This is a genomic window from Tenuifilum thalassicum (genome assembly GCF_013265555.1).
In the GTDB taxonomy this organism is placed as follows: domain Bacteria; phylum Bacteroidota; class Bacteroidia; order Bacteroidales; family Tenuifilaceae; genus Tenuifilum; species Tenuifilum thalassicum.
In genome coordinates, this window is sequence record NZ_CP041345.1 from 2,385,614 (window position 1) to 2,403,458 (window position 17,845).

The 17,845-nt window shown below is 38.5% G+C and carries 15 protein-coding genes and 1 tRNA gene; 9 read left to right on the forward strand and 7 right to left on the reverse strand.

The genetic code is table 11. From position 1 onward, the window contains the following. Positions 1-74: 74 nt before the first annotated feature. On the reverse strand, positions 75-2,294 hold the full coding sequence (locus tag FHG85_RS09885; protein ID WP_173075407.1) for an amino acid permease: 2,220 nt from the start codon (positions 2,292-2,294) through the stop codon (positions 75-77). Between the two features lie 78 nt (positions 2,295-2,372). After that, the gene (queG, locus tag FHG85_RS09890; RefSeq protein WP_173075410.1) at positions 2,373-3,290 is read right to left on the reverse strand and encodes a tRNA epoxyqueuosine(34) reductase QueG; all 918 of its coding nucleotides are present in this window, start codon (positions 3,288-3,290) and stop codon (positions 2,373-2,375) included. Positions 3,291-3,363: 73 nt separating this feature from the next. Here queG and FHG85_RS09895 point away from each other — a divergent pair, with 73 nt between their 5' ends. Beyond that, a complete protein-coding gene (locus FHG85_RS09895) occupies positions 3,364-3,567 on the forward strand; it encodes an RNA-binding S4 domain-containing protein (protein WP_173075412.1) in 204 nt (67 codons plus the stop codon). Positions 3,568-3,577: 10 nt separating this feature from the next. On the opposite strand, the gene FHG85_RS09900 is transcribed toward FHG85_RS09895, so the two are convergent. Further along, a complete protein-coding gene (locus tag FHG85_RS09900) occupies positions 3,578-4,708 on the reverse strand; it encodes a hybrid sensor histidine kinase/response regulator (RefSeq protein ID WP_173075414.1) in 1,131 nt (376 codons plus the stop codon). Positions 4,709-5,289: 581 nt separating this feature from the next. Next, a tRNA-Met gene (locus FHG85_RS09905) sits at positions 5,290-5,363 on the reverse strand. Between the two features lie 263 nt (positions 5,364-5,626). Here FHG85_RS09905 and FHG85_RS09910 point away from each other — a divergent pair. From FHG85_RS09910 to fmt, 6 genes are all read left to right on the forward strand, one after another. Then, positions 5,627-6,031: an START-like domain-containing protein gene (locus tag FHG85_RS09910; protein ID WP_173075416.1), complete on the forward strand. Its 405-nt coding sequence runs from the start codon at positions 5,627-5,629 to the stop codon at positions 6,029-6,031. A gap of 74 nt (positions 6,032-6,105) precedes the next feature. Continuing rightward, positions 6,106-7,560 (forward strand): LptF/LptG family permease, encoded by a 1,455-nt coding sequence (locus tag FHG85_RS09915; RefSeq protein ID WP_173075418.1) that lies wholly within the window; start codon positions 6,106-6,108, stop codon positions 7,558-7,560. A gap of 8 nt (positions 7,561-7,568) precedes the next feature. Beyond that, the gene (locus FHG85_RS09920) at positions 7,569-8,777 is read left to right on the forward strand and encodes a glycosyltransferase family 4 protein (protein WP_173075420.1); all 1,209 of its coding nucleotides are present in this window, start codon (positions 7,569-7,571) and stop codon (positions 8,775-8,777) included. Next, on the forward strand, positions 8,774-9,964 hold the full coding sequence (locus FHG85_RS09925; RefSeq protein WP_173075422.1) for a glycosyltransferase family 2 protein: 1,191 nt from the start codon (positions 8,774-8,776) through the stop codon (positions 9,962-9,964). Before FHG85_RS09920 ends, FHG85_RS09925 begins: the two co-directional genes overlap by 4 nt. Positions 9,965-10,030: 66 nt before the next feature. Beyond that, entirely contained in the window at positions 10,031-11,266 is a 1,236-nt protein-coding gene (locus FHG85_RS09930) for a bifunctional 3,4-dihydroxy-2-butanone-4-phosphate synthase/GTP cyclohydrolase II (protein ID WP_173075425.1), read from the forward strand. A gap of 5 nt (positions 11,267-11,271) precedes the next feature. Continuing rightward, on the forward strand, positions 11,272-12,252 hold the full coding sequence (gene fmt / locus FHG85_RS09935) for a methionyl-tRNA formyltransferase (protein WP_173075427.1): 981 nt from the start codon (positions 11,272-11,274) through the stop codon (positions 12,250-12,252). Here the strand turns inward: fmt and FHG85_RS09940 are convergent. The 3 genes from FHG85_RS09940 to panB are packed head-to-tail and all read right to left on the reverse strand — an operon-like array spanning position 12,247 to position 14,719. Next, entirely contained in the window at positions 12,247-13,188 is a 942-nt protein-coding gene (locus FHG85_RS09940) for a glucosaminidase domain-containing protein (RefSeq protein ID WP_173075429.1), read from the reverse strand. The two genes, fmt and FHG85_RS09940, sit on opposite strands and share 6 nt — an antisense overlap. Before the next feature lie 9 nt (positions 13,189-13,197). Continuing rightward, positions 13,198-13,902, reverse strand: a complete 705-nt coding sequence (locus FHG85_RS09945; RefSeq protein WP_173075431.1) for an RluA family pseudouridine synthase — start codon at positions 13,900-13,902, stop codon at positions 13,198-13,200. A 1-nt stretch (position 13,903) separates the two neighbouring features. Further along, the gene (panB, locus tag FHG85_RS09950) at positions 13,904-14,719 is read right to left on the reverse strand and encodes a 3-methyl-2-oxobutanoate hydroxymethyltransferase (protein WP_173075433.1); all 816 of its coding nucleotides are present in this window, start codon (positions 14,717-14,719) and stop codon (positions 13,904-13,906) included. A gap of 301 nt (positions 14,720-15,020) precedes the next feature. Here panB and dnaK point away from each other — a divergent pair, with 301 nt between their 5' ends. Both dnaK and FHG85_RS09960 read left to right on the forward strand, forming a co-directional pair. After that, positions 15,021-16,931, forward strand: a complete 1,911-nt coding sequence (gene dnaK / locus FHG85_RS09955; RefSeq protein WP_173075435.1) for a molecular chaperone DnaK — start codon at positions 15,021-15,023, stop codon at positions 16,929-16,931. Between the two features lie 109 nt (positions 16,932-17,040). Continuing rightward, complete coding sequence (locus FHG85_RS09960; protein ID WP_173075437.1) at positions 17,041-17,838, forward strand: toxin-antitoxin system YwqK family antitoxin; 798 nt, start codon at positions 17,041-17,043, stop codon at positions 17,836-17,838. Positions 17,839-17,845 lie beyond the last annotated feature (7 nt).

The following is a 17,845-nucleotide window of genomic DNA, read 5'->3' on the forward strand; positions in this document are numbered from 1 at the left end:
ATCTTATACTTTACTAGAATCAAATAACAAAACCGAGTACAAAAGTATATGAGGCTGTAAAACACGAACATCAATTACTCAATCTCTTTACGGTATTTTGAGAAAACAAATAGCGTTTCACCCAAATTGTCGTATCCATCAAAATACTTTTCATCTTCATGGTCAATCAGCTCCTGACGGAAACCTAAAATAACCAGTCCTGCATACTGCGAACGCTCATTAATAATCTTTTTAGGTGAAACATCGTCCTCATTAACAATTATCTCTATGTTATCGGGCAGTATAGGCAAACGGCCACTAACCATTAGCTCACGCAAACGGCTGCGCTGCTCTTTAACCTGCCCTGGCTTACAAAGGCTAAACACCTTAATGTGCCCCTTGTGCCAAAATGGATGGCTCGAAATAATGAAACTAAGCAGTATCATCAGGTTAGCATTTTCCTCATCGGTCGACTTAATCCAAACATGAATACCATTCTTTGGATATACAGGCCTTCTACTCGAAGCAAGAATACAAACATCGAAATTACCAGCAGTAATCAATTTAAAATTATCAAGTATATCCGATAGGCCCTCCCTGGTTTCCTTATCGTACTCTAAAATCACCATATTATTTTCCATCCCTGCAATACCAGGAATTTGTATAGAGTTTGCAATGGCAGTAGTGTAAGATGGTGAGATTATAGTATCGATATAAACAAAGTTCTCCTCGTTTTCAATATTGCTAAGAATTCGTTTAAGCACGTTACGCGATTCCTCATAAGTTGAGCTAGAGAAATAGCCTTCTATTCTATGCAGGTAGGTTCCAAATCCATAGCGGTAAGCAACCCAGTTGAGTAAGCGGAACGCATTATCGCGTTCAAAGGTGGCATCGGTAATGCAAATGGCACTTGGGCGCCACTCCATAAAGGTTTTGTCCTTGCTCTTATGTTGTAAGAATATCTGCAAAGCCCTATTAACCTGGAAAAGAGAATTAGCAAATATCGACGAGAGCCCTTTACGATTGCTGTGGTAATAGTTGATATAAACATTCATCAATACCATAAGTGAAATTGCCAACACTGCATAAACCGTATCGATTTTAAACATCACCCAAACTGCAACTACAAAACCAAGTAGCGAAACCCACCATTTTGATTTAAATGATGGCCTGTAGGACGGTGAAGCTCCAAAGTGATTTAAGAACGATATTAATGATAATGAGCCGTATGTTACCATAAAGAACATTGAAATGATTCTTGCAACAGTATCAACTTCTCCTAGTGCAACAAAAAGTATGGCAATAATACATGTTACTAGCGATGCATGTACAGGCTCATTATCGGATTGTCGGCCGGCAGCCAACCAGCGGTTAATTTTAGGATGGGGGAAAGCACTATCATTTGCTAATGCTTGTAAGGTTCGTGGTGCAACCATAACGGAACCCAATGCTGATGAAATAGTTGATGCAGCCAATCCTAATGGCACAATAAACGCCCCACCTAAGGCTATTTTACCCATTATTAGCTGATTGGAAACCAAATCTTCTGGCGAAGCCGAAACTGCAAGTTTGTAAGAAATCAAAAAGTATATGACCATTCCAATAAGTGTTGCAGAGATGGTTCCAATTGGAATTGATTTAGATGGATTTTTCAAATCGCCTGAAAGACCAACACCAGCAGTCATCCCAGTGAATGCAGGGAATATAATGGCGAAGACAAAGAAAAACTTATCGGCATTTGTAAACTTTACAAGCAAATCGGAGATTTGAGCACCACTAGAATAATCTGTAGTTCCCACAAAAAACATAATAATGGCAACAAAAAGGATAGCCACCACAAAGTAAAGTGCCTTAACACCAAGATTTGCTCCTTTTCTCAATATCAATACCGACAATCCAATCATCACTGGTAAGCTAATCACCTGTCGAGGGAGGAATATTCCAAGGTCATTATATAGGTAATCGAAAAGGAATTGGAACGATTCGGTAAAGGCTATCACATAAAAAGCAACGCTAATGGCCTGAGAAAGGTATAGCGCAATTCCTATAGTTGCTCCAATATTCAACCCAAACGAGCGAGAAATAATAAAATACTCTCCACCCCCTTCAACCCTTTTATTTGTTGCTATTTCGGAAAGAGCTAAGGCAGTAGGAATTGTAACCAAATGACCTAAAACAATTATTAAAATAACCCCTAAAAAGCCCAAAGTTCCCACAGCAAAACCAAATCGAAGGAAAAGTATAGCACCAAGAATTGTAGATATTGCCGTAAAGAAAACCGGCGCAGTCCCAAATCGTTTAGCTGAACTTGTCATAAATTATCTTTTATTTTTATACAAATGTAATGTTATATGGCTTTCAAAATCCTCTAATAACAAAAAAGATTTACTCCCCTACTCCTCTTTTCTTCTAATAATTTTCGCTATGGTATCCGAAACCTTAGCATGTCCTGCCCTAAGTAATGGCGATTTCCTAAACTTTGAATTGAAACCCTCTTCATCCATTTCTAAAATATCACTAGCGCTAAGTCCTACAAAGCTTGATTGTCCCTGCTCGTCCTCTACCTTTTGTGCCTTTTTATTCCAAGGACAAACCTCCTGGCATATATCACAACCAAAGCACCACCCATATAACATATCGATGTCTTCGTTTGAAAGCAAACCTTTCTTTTCAATGGTGATATAAGAAATGCACTTTCGTGAATCAATAACTCCTGGTTCAACTATTGCCCCGTTTGGGCAAGCATCAATACACTTTGTACAACTACCACACCTGTTTTTTTCAACTCTATCCGATGGTTCAACCTCAACATCAACCACTAGCTCACCAATAAAAAAATACGACCCCAACTTTCGGTTGATAAGCATTGAGTTTTTCCCAACCCAACCCAAACCTGCCATCGAGGCCCATTCACGTTCGAGCACTGGCGCAGAGTCCACAAATGCTCTACCATTAATGGGGCCAAACTCTTTTCTCAGATCAACTAAAAATTGCCATAACTTTTGCTTAAAAAAAACGTGATAATCTTCCCGGCAAGCATACCTGGCAATTTTGGGAGGAATAAGATTTACCGGTTTATCGCCAGTGTTGTACGACAGCAAAACGCTTAAAACTGATTTAGCATTAGGCACCAGCCTTTCGGGATTTAAACGGATTTCCTGGTTACGCGACATGTACCCCATATCGGCAGCATATCCTTTGCTCAACCAGTCGTTCAACTCTGTACTTTCCAATGGCTTTACACGGCTCACGCCAAAATCGTGAAACCCCAACCTTTCGGCTATCCTGGCAACCTCAGTAAACTTAATCATAACATCGAAAAATACAAAATAAGAATTGTAATCGGTTCAAATTATCTTTCTATTTTCGCAAAAAAATATCAACATGGACTACAAGTTAGAAACGGAATACATCCAGCTTGACAAATTATTAAAGGACTGCAAAATTGCCAGTAGTGGTGGAGAAGCGCATCAAATGGTTTTAGATGGAATTGTCAAGCTAAACGGAAAGATAGAAAGCAGAAAGCGAGCCAAAATTAGAGTTGGCGATACTATTGAAGTAATGGGAATCAAGATAAATATAGTCTAGCACACTTATTTTATGCACGGGGAATTGTAAAATGAAAGGAACTACCCTTGCCAACTTCGGATTTAACCCAAATTGTTCCTCTATTTATCTCGACGAATTCCTTACATACCGACAAGCCTAGCCCTAAGCCCTTTTCTCCATTTGTACCTTCAGTGGAGTTGTGTGTTTTTATTCCAAACAAAGTTTTTAGCCTATCGGGTTCAATCCCAATCCCATTGTCAGAAACAGCTACTTCAGCCATCTTATCTGCATTAACAGCTGAACTTATCCTAACAACCCCTCCCTGTTTGGAAAACTTAATAGCATTTGACACCAAATTCCGCAGCACAGCAGAAAGAAGATTAAAATCGGCATAAACTTTTATTTCTGGGTCGATTTGATTGGCAATGCTCACACCTTTATTAGTTGCTATAGATTCCAGTAGTGTTACCGTCTCCTTTACAGCCTCATTAAGATTTATTACCTTTGGCTCAAAGGAAATAGTATCCATTTGCATTTTTGCCCAATCAACAAGATTTTCCATAAGCCCAGTTACTCTTTCTGTATTTTCGTTTAAGTATGTTAGGAGCTCATCAACCTTTCTGAAATTTTTCTTTCCATAGTTTTCAAACAACAAATCGCTAATCAGCTTTATATTAAAAAGAGGTGCTTTCAAATCGTGAATGATAATTGAAAAGAGTTTTTCTTTAGTAGCGATAAGTGATTTTAGCCTCACTTCATTCTCCTGTAAAGCAATTGTTTTGGCCTCCAAGTCTTTATTAAGTTGGAATAGTTCGACATGAGTTCTAACCCTTGCTAGCAGTTCTGCTTTTTGAAAAGGCTTAACAACATAATCTACAGCCCCTATATCAAAACCCTCAACTATTGCTTCAGATTGCGATGTTGCAGTAAGAAAAATTATTGGAATGCTTTCATAACCTTTCATTTTCTTAATTGCCCTACATACTTCAAAACCGTCCAAATCGGGGAGCACTTTGTCGAGTAATACCAAATCGGGATTGTGTTTTGAAAGTAGTTCCAGAGCCTCAAAACCTTTTTTTGCCTTTATTATTTCATACCCTTCGCTTTGAAGCATATCTGAAGTAATTGCTAATATCGATTCGGAATCGTCAACAACAAGAATTTTACCCTTTGGCTTCATGCTATAAGTCATTTTAGATTAAGCAACATAATACATTTTTTTGGGCAGTGCTAATAGTTTTTGATGATTTTCATCATCAAAACGAACTACCAACACATTTTTATTACTTTAGATTTTTTAAGGAAATCATTAATAATACCTAGTCATTTTATATTCTAAGTATATCAAAAAAAGGTTGCATGAGATTCTTGAAAACTTTTTTACTAAAATGGGTAACATCTTCGATTCTGAAAGTTAGAATTTTACCGGCGACCTTCCCGATTGCATCGGGACGCTCTTTCCTTTTCCCCTTTGACCTGGTTCCCCAACCTGTCAAACTCATCACATAAAAGTCCAGCATTTGGAACCAGCACCCGATAAAAAAAGCCCGCAAACCTTTATCGATTGCGAGCCTTAATCCTTGTAGCGAGAGCTGGGATTGAACCGGCGACCTTCCCGATTGCATCGGGACGCTCTTTCCTTTTCCCCTTTGACCTGGTTCCCCAACCTGTCAAACTCATCACATAAAAGTCCAGTATTTGGAACCAGCATCCGATAAAAAAAGCCCGCAAACCTTTACTGTTTGCGAGCCTCAAACCTTGTAGCGAGAGCCGGGATTGAACCGGCGACCTCATGATTATGAATCATGCGCTCTAACCAACTGAGCTACCTCGCCATCATTTATTGAGGTACTTAAGTCGTACCCTTTTAAATTTTGCGGTGCAAAAATAGATATTTTTTAAAAACAAAAAAATATTTTATTCCAATAAAACACATACTTTTTTTCCAAATTTTGAGTTTTAAACACAAGATGTTGATAAATAAACAATTCGAACACATTGATATTTAATTTCTTTTTATAAATTGCAAGAAAGCTATTTAATAGTCATAATGTACCGTTTTCCACTTAAGGGAAAATTTAAATTAAAATGTTTGTATATGAAAGGGACGACAAAAACAGGCAATAAGGTGGAACTCGAATTTCCGATAAACACATCTCCAGGAATACTTTTCAAGAGGCTTTGCACGCCACATGGACTTTCCGAGTGGTTTGCCGACGATGTTAACCTATCAGGTAACATTTTCACATTTTTTTGGGATGGCGATACAAGAAAGGCCGAACTTGTTGACAAAAAAGAAAACAAATGTGTTAAGTTCAAGTGGCTAAACGACGATGAGCATGAAAGCGAAGGAATGCTTATTTTCAAATTGCAAACTGATGAGCTCACAGGCGAAACGTCGTTAACAGTCATAGAAGAGATTCCAGATGATGAGGATGTAGATGAGACTATATCGCTCTGGAATCACCAAATTGGCGAACTTAAAAGATTGATTGGCGCATAGGCAAACTCCAAACTTTATCACTTTCTCATTCGTTTAAAAACATTACATTTGTAGTGTTTTAAAATGAGATTTAAGTGAAAACTCTTCATCGCTTTATTCTTAAGTCCTATATTGGGCCGCTGGTAATGACTTTCTTCATTACCATGTTTGTACTTCTTATGCAATTTCTGTGGCGATACATCGATGACCTTGTCGGGAAAGGGTTAGAATGGGATGTGATTGCCGAGTTGCTCTTATATGCTTCGGCGGGTTTAGTGCCTATGGCCCTTCCACTTGCTACTCTTTTGGCGTCGCTTATGACCATGGGAAATCTTGGTGAGAACAATGAGTTGTTAGCCATGAAATCCGCTGGAATTTCATTACCTCGAATCCTCTCGCCGCTTATCGTATTAACTATAGCAATTAGTATTGGCGCCTTTTTCTTTTCCAACAATGTTTTGCCTTACACAAATCTAAAAATATCAACATTACTCTATTCTGTAAAACAACAGAAACCTGAACTCATAATCAAGGAAGGCGTTTTCACTAATTTGATTGAAGGATACAGCATTAAGGTTAGTGAACGAGACCAAAAGACTGGTCTATTGCGTAGAATATTAATTTATGAGCACAAAAACGAAAACACCAACACCACTGTTACTTATGCCGATTCTGGGTATATGCAACCAACGGCAGACCAAAAATTCTTAGTTGCAACACTATTTAATGGAAACACATACAAAGAAGTTCGAGATAAAAGCAAAAATTTATACCAACAAAAGCAGAAGTTGCCCGCCCAACACCAAAAATTCGAAAAGCAAGTACTGATTTTTGAACTAAAAGGTTTTAAGCTTGAACGCGCCGATGAGAACTTTTTTAAAGATAGCTATCAAACCCAAAATATAAAACAGCTTCAAAAAGTTGAAGATTCTTTAAAACAAGCTTTTAATACCCAAATAAAATTATTCTCGCAAAATATAATTCGTAATAGCATATTCCGAAATCCTTACTGGCTAAATCGCGACTCTACGAAAAAAGTCAAGATAAAACTAGATGTTGATTCTTTGTACAACACGTTAAAACCAGAAGAAAAAATTAGAGCCATTGAACGCGCCATCGATAATGCGCGATCAACTAAAAGCTATATTTCATCGTCAAAGGATGAGTTTTACTACAAGCAAAAGTATATTGCTAGACATAAGATAGAATGGAATAGAAAATTCACCCTATCGTTTGCATGCTTTGTCTTTTTCTTCATTGGAGCACCTTTAGGTGCAATAATTAGAAAAGGAGGATTAGGAACGCCTGTTGTTATTTCGGTTATATTCTTCATCTTCTACTATATAATTAATCTAACTGGTGAGAAATTTGCCCGTGAACTGATTTGGGACCCAAATCTAGGCATGTGGGTTTCATCGTTCATCCTTTTACCACTAGGCATATTCCTTTCATATAAGGCAACAACCGATTCAGTTATTATGAATGCTGATTTTTACATCGACAAAATAAAGAAAGTGCTAAACATCTTGAAGTTTTTTTTAAAAGCGTAAAACCCACAATGAATATTTTAGTTATTTCACACAAACCACCCTACCCCCCTGTTGATGGAGGCACTTTAGCCACACTAAACATGTGCATTGGACTAGCAAAAGCAGGGAATAGGGTAACTGTACTTACCCTTAGCTCTCAAAAACATCCTAGTTCCCTTGACATAATACCCGACCATATTCAAAATCTTATAAACTTTGAGATTGTTCACACTACTATAAAAACAAATATCCCAGGCTACATTAGAAACTTTCTTTTTTCTAAACGACCATACAACATCGAACGATATATAAGCCTATCGTTCAAAAGGCTGCTAATAAAAAACCTCAAGAACCAGGACTACCAAGTTGTTCAGATTGAAGGATTATACCTCTACCCCTATTTAAAAACGATAAGGAGACACTTCAAAGGCCTTATTTCCATAAGAACACACAACGTAGAGCATCAAATTTGGGATAAAATTGAAAAAAATGAGAATAGTAAGCCAAGGCAGCTCTACTTTAAATTCTTAGCCAAACGCCTTGCTCGAATAGAGCATAAGCTGTCAAAAATGGTTGATGCCTTAGTGTCCATTACTGAACCCGACAGGCAATGGTTTATAAATAACGGTTTCACCAAACCATCAATCACAATTCCTGTTGGCTACTTTACTGATGATATTACTAGTGACGCAGACCCAGTTGATTTTCCATCCATTTGCTATATTGGAGCACTCGATTGGTTACCAAATATCGAAGGGCTTAAGTGGTTTTTAGATTGGGTATGGCCTATAATTCAAGCAGAAATTCCTGGAATTGAATTTCACATTGCAGGAAGGAATGCGCCTGAGGATTTTGCTGAACGATTAATGATTGAGCGTAATATTATTTTTCATGGACAGGTAGCAAGTGCCTCTGCATTTTTAAGTAGATGCCCAATAATGATAGTCCCACTACTCTCTGGTAGCGGTCTTAGGATTAAAATAATAGAAGGCATGCACCTTAATAGAACCATAATAGCAACTAGCATTGCGGTTAAAGGTATAGATGTGAAACACAAGGAACATCTTCTTATTGCTGATAAACCAGAAGAGTTTGCACACGCTGTATGCTCCGTTATTAACGACCCCTCATTTGGCAAACAGCTTGGCAAAAACGCATTGGAGTATGCCAAATCAAATTTCGATGCAGTAAAATTGGCGCATGAGCTCACTAACTTTTACGAAAAGATATTGCAATGATAATTGAATATCTATTCTGGACTGGAATTTTTATAATAGCTTACACCTATTTTGGTTACCCTCTTCTTTTAGGTTCTTTCTGCGCTCTTAAAAAAGTTTTAGCCAGCAGCAACAAAAATAATAACAACTCTGAACTCCCTCCCGTTACAATTGTAACCGCTGCCTACAACGAAGAGAATCATGTAGAATCAAAAATAGAAAACAACAATCAGATAGACTATCCCAAAGACAAGATTACTCAGCTTTGGGTTGAGAATGGCAGCACAGACAAAACACTCACCCTTCTTAAGAAACATAGCGATATCGTGCTAATTACAACGAAAGAACGACTTGGGAAAGCAGAGTCGCTTAACAACGCCGTACAGAAAATCAATACGCCCATTGTAATTCTAACCGATGCAAACACAACACTTTCGAAAAATTCAGTAAAAGATTTAGTTAAACACTTCACAAACCCCAAAGTAGGTTGTGTTGCAGGGCGGAAAATGGTGAAATGGAGCAAAGAAGATTCATCGGCATCAAAGGGTGAAGGTTTCTACTGGATTTTTGAGTCCTTTTTGAAAAAAATGGAATCGTGCACTGGGACCACAATATCGGGTGCAGGGGAACTTTATGCAATTAGAACAGAACTTTTCAAAACAATCGATTCAGATACAATACTAGATGATTTTGCTGTATCGTCAAAAATAATTGAACAGGGTTACCAAATTAAATATGAGCCCAATGCAATTGCTCAAGAATCTGGCTCATTGACCATTGAAGATGAGCGAAAAAGAAAAATCAGGATTGCAGCAGGAAGTTTCCAGCTATTAAGCCGGCACCTTTCAAGCCTGATATCAAAACAAAACATCGACGTAAGTTTTAAATTCATATCTCATAAACTATTAAGATGGATTGCTGTTCCTCCCTTCTTGATTCTTCTTCCTGTTCTTAACGCATTCATTATAGCCATGCAAAATGAGTTAAATGCTATTTATATATTTTCAATGTTCCTATTCGGTATATTTTACCTTTGGGTTTTAGTAGGCTTTATATTAAGGAACAAAAAATCTGTTCCTCCAATCATTATATTGCCTTATTATGGTTTTATGATGAACATTTCAATGTTTGAAGGATTTATAAGATATCTCGGAGGGAAACAGAACTATTTGTGGGAAAAGGCAAACCGAAAAGTTGATAAGTTGTAGAATAAAATTCGAATCAATAAACTAATTTTGCAGAGTTAAAAAAATAAGGAAATAACAGGCAGCGTAATGACAAACAATAGAGAAATCAAATTAAACACAATTGACGAAGCCCTTGAAGAGCTACGAAATGGCAGGGTAATAATAGTAGTAGACGATGAAGATAGAGAAAATGAAGGCGATTTTATAGCTGCTGCCGAACTGATTACCCCAGAGATAATAAATTTCATGGCCAAACATGGCCGTGGTTTAATATGTGCATCGCTGCCTGAGAAACGTTGCGACGAGCTTGATTTAGAGCTAATGGTAGGGAGGAACACAGCATTACACCACACCGCATTTACTGTTTCTGTTGACCTAATTGGCCATGGATGTACAACTGGCATTTCTGCATCGGACAGAGCAAAAACGATAAAAGCCTTAGTTGATCCTAAAACCAAACCCGAGGATTTAGCACGCCCTGGCCATATTTTTCCTTTAAGAGCCAAAGAGAAAGGAGTTCTACGTAGGGCGGGGCACACCGAAGCAGCCGTTGACCTTACAGAACTTGCCGGTTTAACACCTGGCGGTGTTTTGGTCGAAATAATGAATGATGATGGTACTATGGCCCGCCTTCCACAACTAATGGAGGTAGCCCAAAAGTTCAACTTGAAAATAGTTTCAATCAAAGACCTTATCAGCTATCGGTTAAGATTCGACAGTATTGTTGAAAAAGGGGTAAAGGTAAAACTACCAACCGAGTTTGGCGATTTTTCTCTTATTCCCTTTAAGCAAAAGTCGAACGGGTTGGAACACGTTGCTCTAATAAAAGGAGATTGGGAACCCGATGAGGCTGTTTTGGTTAGGGTACACTCATCATGCGTAACCGGTGACATATTTGGCTCCTACCGCTGCGATTGCGGCCCTCAACTTCACGAAGCAATGAAGATGATAGACAAGGAGGGTAAAGGAGTACTTGTTTATCTCAACCAAGAAGGTAGGGGAATAGGACTATTCAACAAGATACACGCATACAAGCTTCAAGAGGAAGGACTGGATACGGTTGATGCGAATGTGGAACTTGGCTTCCAACCCGATGAGCGCGACTATGGGGTTGGCGCTAGCATTTTACGTGAAGTTGGTGTAAAAAAAATGCGCCTTATAACAAACAATCCGAAGAAGATGACTGGACTTGAAGGCTACGGGCTTCAAGTAGTGGAAAATATTCCCCTAGTAATTCCCCCAAATCCTTTCAACGAGTTCTACCTAAAAACGAAACATGAGCGCATGGGGCATATTAATCTGTTTAATCACAAAAAAGATTAGTTCAAATGCCACAAGCAACTTTCCCTCGCATTGTTTACATGGGGACACCCGACTTTGCAGTTGAACCCTTAAAAGAGATTTTAGAATCTGGCTATAATGTTTCTGCTGTTGTAACCGTACCCGACAAGCCAGCAGGTCGTGGTTTAAAGTTTAAACCATCGCCAGTTAAAACATTCGCACAGGAAAAGAACCTACCTATTCTTCAACCCTCAAAATTAAAAGACCCAGATTTTATTAACGAGCTAAAAAAGATAAATCCCGATATTATTGTTGTTGTTGCATTCCGGATGCTTCCAAAGGAAGTATGGCAACTACCTAAAATTGGAACATTTAACCTTCATGCATCGCTTCTCCCTCAATACAGAGGCGCCGCACCAATTAACTGGGCAATAATTAACGGAGAAACACAAACAGGCGTTACTACCTTTTTACTTGATGAACAGATTGACACAGGCAACATTCTATTACAAGAAGTTGTACCTATTTCTGAAGATGAATCAGCAGGGGAACTACATGACAAGCTAATGCTAGTTGGCTCAAAACTGGTTGTAGAAACCATTAATCTTTTAGCTAAAGGTGATTATAAACCTATTCCGCAAAGCCAAATATCAGTTGAGGGTGAAATTAAATCGGCGCCAAAAATTTTCAAGGAGACTTGCAAGATAGATTGGGATAGTCCTGTATCAAAGATATACAACCATATAAGGGGACTTTCGCCCTACCCTGCAGCTTGGTCAGAGCTAAAAATTAAAAAGGGTGATGTAGAATCAACCACATCTATAAAAATATACTCCGCTGAAAAAACCAATTTTCACCCCTCAGCAAAACCAGGAACAATAGCAACAGACCACAAAAGTTTCATAAATGTAAATTGCTCAGACGGAGTCCTTTCTTTAAAAAGAATTCAGGTAGCCGGAAAGAAAGCGATGAATGTTGACGAGTTCCTTCGAGGCTTAAATAACACAGAGCTTATCGAAATGTTATAAAGGCTTTTTTCTTCTAAGATAAATTACATCCCCAACTTCGGGTTCTTCACCTTGTTTCATTCTATTCTTCCTGTAAAGATGTTTTAGCTTTACCCCAAACCTTTGTGATATAGAATACATTGTTTCACCTGGTTCAACGGTATGAACAGGATGCGACCTATCCGCACGCCGACGCTTTGGCTGAATATATAGCTCTTGACCTTCTCTTAGCGTTGAGTCTTTTGTTAAATCGTTATACTTATATAGTTGCCATGGCATCAAACTTAAATCCTTTGTTAAGGACTCAAAGGTATCGCCCTCTTTAACAACAATGTATTTTATTCTGTTTCGAACAAAAACTTTTCTGCTATTATAGATATCAACACTATAGCTATCAACATCTGCCAGATAGTCAGATGGAGGCGAAACCTTAACATCAACGCCCTTATCGAATCGGTACAGCTGATTATCCTCAATAATTTGAATTAAAAGATTAGCATAATTTGGGTTAGTTGCATATCCAGCCTTCTTTAAACCACGTGCCCACGCCTTATAATCTGTGGGATCTAGTTTAAAGAGAAAATCGTAGCGACTGCTCCCCCTTAGGAAAAGGCTATGATCGGTAAATGATTGCTCTGGACTACGATACTTTCTAAAACACTCTCCTTTCCTATCATCATCATGATAGATTCTCCCACCCTTCCAGTTTTTATGACACTTTATGCCAAAATGGTTGTTTGCCTTTACTGCAAGAGTACTATTGCCATTATCACTCTCAAGTAGAGCTTGAGCAAGAGTAATACTTGCTGGAACTCCATATTTTTTCATATTTTGAATGGCAATATAAGAGTACCTACTTATATACTCTTCACGAGAAATCTTTTTCTGGGCTAATGCAGCCGTGAAAAAACCTGTAAGCAACAAAAATATTCCAAGAGAACGAATCAACCGAACCATTTCTAACTACTATAAATCAACACCTAACAACATAAATTGCTCCCATAGCTTATCATTGGGAGGATCAGCGACTATTCTGATAGCGTCACCGCTAATGGGATGCGTAAAAGCAAAAATTCTGGAATGAAGATTTATACCACCATCAGGATTTGAACGAGGGTACCCATATTTTAAGTCCCCACGTATTGGGCAGCCTATCTTGGATAGTTGGGCTCTAATCTGATGATGACGGCCAGTAATTAGGTTAATAGAAAGCAAGTAGTAGTTTTGTGTCCTACCAACCAGTTCATACTCTAGTCTTGCAATTTTTGAGCCCTTCACATCACGATGATAGGCATAAGATTTATTCTTTTTACTATCTCGAAGAATGTAATGAACAAGCGTATCGGAATCCTTTGGTGGCATATTTTTTACTATGGCCCAATATTTCTTTTGAATTTTGCCTTCCTGAAACAGATTATTAATTCTACTTAAGCCCTTGCTTGTTTTAGCAAATAGCACCACTCCGCTAACAGGTCTATCAATCCTGTGGGTTACCTCAAGAAAAACCCTTCCTGGCTTTGAATCGCGCTCCTTAATGAACTGCTTTACTTTATCAATAAGAGGGACATCGCCAGTTTTATCGGACTGGACTATCTCACCGCATTCTTTATTTACTGCAATAAAGTGGTTATCTTCATATATTATTCTGTCGGACGATATCTTTTCTGCCATACTAATATTGTTCCTTTTCGTTAGGGAAGTCAAGAGATTTCACATCGTTTATATAGGCTTGAAAAGCCCCCATCATCTCAGCATATAGATTATGGTATCGCCTTAAAAACCTTGGAGAAAATTCTTGGTTAATACCAAGCATATCATGTGTTACTAGTACCTGACCGTCAACACCATTACCAGCTCCAATACCAATAACAGGTATTTTCAACTCAGAGGCAACTTGAGCACCAAGTTTAGCCGGAATCTTCTCTAAAACAATTGAGAAACATCCAGTTTCCTCTAACAGGTGAGCATCCTCAATAAGTTTTTTAGCTTCTGCCTCCTCTCGAGCACGGACAACATAGGTTCCAAACTTATGGATTGACTGAGGGGTTAGGCCCAAATGTCCCATAACTGGAATACCAGCCGAAAGAATTCTTTCGACAGAATCAATAATTTCAGAACCACCTTCCATTTTAACAGCATCGGCACCACTTTCCTTCATTATTCGAATAGCAGACCGCAGCGCTAATTTAGAATTGCCTTGATATGTCCCAAAGGGCATATCAACAACAACTAACGCACGCTTTACGGCCCTTACTACTGAGCTAGCATGGTAAATCATTTGGTCAAGCGTGATAGGAAGGGTAGATATATGACCAGCCATGACATTCGATGCAGAATCGCCAACAAGCAAAACATCAACCCCTGCAGCGTCGAGTATACGGGCCATTGAATAATCGTATGCCGTTAACATGGCTATTTTTTCCCCTCTTAGCTTCATCTCATGAAGTACATGAGTGGTGACAACCTTTACTTTACTTTCCGATGACATCTCAATTTATTTTATCACTCAAAGGTAAGGTATTATTTCAGTTATTATCAGCTAAATTATGAAAATTAGAACTACTGCCAAAACGACACTACCACATATATCCCTTGCATGGTAGGCAGTTCAAACCGATAAAAGCATGACAACAAAGACAAAACCTGACAGCAATTTGATAAGAATGATTTAAAAACACTGTCATCTTTACACATTTTTAGTACCAAACCCAAATGGCACAGAGATTGAACATTTAACAGCGACAAATTTGAGAAATAAATTAAGTAACCAAATAAAAAAATTTGAAACAATGAGCAAAATAATTGGAATCGACTTAGGAACAACCAACTCGTGTGTTGCCGTAATGGAAGGTAACGAGCCGGTTGTTATTACTAACAGTGAAGGAAAAAGAACTACCCCTTCTGTAGTTGCTTTTACTGACAACGGCGAGCGCAAAGTTGGTGATCCTGCTAAACGTCAAGCCATTATAAATCCACAAAAAACCATATTCTCCATTAAGCGTTTCATGGGAGAAACTTACGACAAGGTTGCACAGGTAGAGATTCCACGTGTGCCATACAAAATAGTAAAAGGAGATAACAATACACCACGTGTGGATATTGATGGCCGGTTATACACACCCCAAGAAATATCTTCAATGATTCTTCAAAAAATGAAGAAGACTGCCGAAGATTACTTGGGCCAAGAAGTGACCGAAGCAGTAATCACTGTACCTGCATACTTTAGCGACTCGCAACGTCAAGCCACAAAAGAGGCTGGAGAAATTGCTGGGCTTAAAGTACGTCGTATTATAAACGAGCCTACTGCTGCTGCTCTGGCTTATGGTCTAGATAAGCAAAACAAAGACCTTAAAGTTGCAGTTTATGACCTTGGTGGAGGTACTTTTGACATCTCTATCCTAGAACTTGGTGATGGTGTATTTGAAGTTAAATCAACTAACGGCGACACTCACCTAGGAGGTGATGACTTTGACCAAGTAATTATAGATTGGTTAGCCGAAGAGTTCCTAAAAGATGAAGGTGTTGACCTACGTAAAGACCCAATGGCTCTTCAACGCTTGAAAGAAGCTGCCGAAAAGGCCAAAATAGAGCTTTCAAGCACTACCTCAACCGAAATTAACCTTCCTTACATCATGCCTGTAAATGGCATACCAAAGCACCTTGTAAAAACTTTAACCCGCGCTCAATTTGAAAAACTTGCCGACGATCTTGTACAGCGTACAATTGAGCCTTGTAAAAAAGCCTTAGCCGATGCTGGTTTACAGCCATCAGACATTGATGAAGTGATACTTGTAGGTGGTTCAACCCGCATTCCTAAAGTTCAAGAGGTTGTTGAGAAATTCTTTGGCCGCAAACCAAATAAGAGCGTGAACCCAGATGAAGTTGTTGCAGTTGGTGCTGCTATTCAAGGAGGTGTTTTAACTGGTGAGGTTAAAGATGTTTTACTTCTTGACGTAACACCTCTTTCATTAGGTATTGAAACACTCGGAGGAGTTTTCACAAAGCTAATTGAGGCCAACACCACAATACCAACCAAGAAAACTGAGGTGTTTACCACAGCAGCAGACAACCAGCCATCAGTAGAGATACATGTTCTACAAGGTGAAAGACCGCTTGCTAAAGACAACAAGACCATTGGTCGCTTCCACCTCGATGGAATACCACCTGCCCCACGTGGCGTTCCTCAAATTGAAGTTACCTTTGACATCGACGCTAATGGTATTCTTCATGTAACAGCTAAAGACAGAGGAACTGGTAAAGAACAAAAGATTAGGATTGAAGCCTCCTCTGGCCTTTCAGAAGATGAAATCAAGCGCATGCGTGAAGAAGCAAAACGCAACGAGGAAGCAGACCGCAAAGAGAAAGAGCGCATCGAAAAAATCAATGCAGCCGATAGCTTAATCTTCCAAACTGAGAAACAGCTTAAAGAGTTTGGCGATAAGATTCCTGCCGATAAGAAAGGGCCTATAGAGGCTGCACTAGGCAAGCTAAAAGAAGCTCACAAGAGCCAAGATTTGGCTGCTATTGAAACAGCAACCAATGAGCTCAACACTGCATGGCAAGCAGCATCGGAAGAGATTTACAAAGCTCAATCCGAAGCAAATGCTAACCCAGGACAACAGGCTAACGCAGGTAGCAGCAACTCTTCGTCTGACAACGACCAAGAGGTAACCGATGTTGATTTTGAAGAAGTTAAATAACCTAACACTTTAGGTACACTAAAAAAAGAGGCTGTCTAAAAAGGCAGCCTTTTTTTATATCTTTATGGTTCTAAACAATATATTTGCATTGTAAATTAAAGTAGTTGAGATGAAAAAACTTACCACTCTATCGTTTATTATTTTATCATTTGTAGCTTTTTCGCAAAGCAACACAGAAATCAACAAGCTAGACAACCAAAATCGTAAGCAAGGATACTGGTGTAAGCATTATCGCAATGGGAAAATGGCTTATGAAGGATGGTTTGTAAATGACAAACCAGTAGGTGAATTTAAAAGATATCACGAGAATGGAGTTTTAAAGGCTTTACTCGAATACACAGAAAATTCTCCAATAGTAAAAGTTACATTTTACAACACCTCTGGAATCAAAATATCAACAGGTTTTTACAAACATCAAAAAAAGGACAGCCTTTGGCAGTACTACTCCTCAAAAGGAAACGTAATATATGAGGAGCGATATAGTAATGGATTAAAGCATGGCCGCTCAAAAAGTTACTACAAATCTGGAAAAATAAAAGAATCGGCCATGTATAGCAATGGTAAGCTAAATGGCGTTTTAGTTTTATTTTTTGAAAATGGGCAAAACAAATCGGTTATACCATACAAAAATGGGACTATTGATGGAAAAATGACTGTTTACTATCCAAACGGTAATATTAGGGTGGAAGGTCTTTATGTAAAAGGGCTAAAGGAAGGAGAATGGAAGTTGTATGCCGAAGATGGAACCCTAACACAAAAAATTAAATACAAAAAAGGAATACCTGAAAATTTTGACGAACTTGTAAAAAAGGAATCGGACTACTTAAACTCATTAATTAAAAATGCAGGTAAAATAAAAGAACCCGATATTAATGACATTTCTAACTCAGGTGGAGTTGGATACTAACCACATT

Bases quoted from the DNA above. Each gene is read 5' to 3' on its own strand.
- dnaK (WP_173075435.1), top strand. From the start codon at position 15,021: ATGAGCAAAATAATTGGAATCGACTTAGGAACAACCAACTCGTGTGTT.
- queG (WP_173075410.1), bottom strand. From the start codon at position 3,290: ATGATTAAGTTTACTGAGGTTGCCAGGATAGCCGAAAGGTTGGGGTTT.
- FHG85_RS09900 (WP_173075414.1), bottom strand. From the start codon at position 4,708: ATGAAGCCAAAGGGTAAAATTCTTGTTGTTGACGATTCCGAATCGATA.
- FHG85_RS09885 (WP_173075407.1), bottom strand. From the start codon at position 2,294: ATGACAAGTTCAGCTAAACGATTTGGGACTGCGCCGGTTTTCTTTACG.
- FHG85_RS09895 (WP_173075412.1), top strand. From the start codon at position 3,364: ATGGACTACAAGTTAGAAACGGAATACATCCAGCTTGACAAATTATTA.
- FHG85_RS09925 (WP_173075422.1), top strand. From the start codon at position 8,774: ATGATAATTGAATATCTATTCTGGACTGGAATTTTTATAATAGCTTAC.
- FHG85_RS09920 (WP_173075420.1), top strand. From the start codon at position 7,569: ATGAATATTTTAGTTATTTCACACAAACCACCCTACCCCCCTGTTGAT.
- FHG85_RS09945 (WP_173075431.1), bottom strand. From the start codon at position 13,902: ATGGCAGAAAAGATATCGTCCGACAGAATAATATATGAAGATAACCAC.
- FHG85_RS09940 (WP_173075429.1), bottom strand. From the start codon at position 13,188: ATGGTTCGGTTGATTCGTTCTCTTGGAATATTTTTGTTGCTTACAGGT.
- FHG85_RS09960 (WP_173075437.1), top strand. From the start codon at position 17,041: ATGAAAAAACTTACCACTCTATCGTTTATTATTTTATCATTTGTAGCT.
- FHG85_RS09910 (WP_173075416.1), top strand. From the start codon at position 5,627: ATGAAAGGGACGACAAAAACAGGCAATAAGGTGGAACTCGAATTTCCG.
- fmt (WP_173075427.1), top strand. From the start codon at position 11,272: ATGCCACAAGCAACTTTCCCTCGCATTGTTTACATGGGGACACCCGAC.
- FHG85_RS09930 (WP_173075425.1), top strand. From the start codon at position 10,031: ATGACAAACAATAGAGAAATCAAATTAAACACAATTGACGAAGCCCTT.
- panB (WP_173075433.1), bottom strand. From the start codon at position 14,719: ATGTCATCGGAAAGTAAAGTAAAGGTTGTCACCACTCATGTACTTCAT.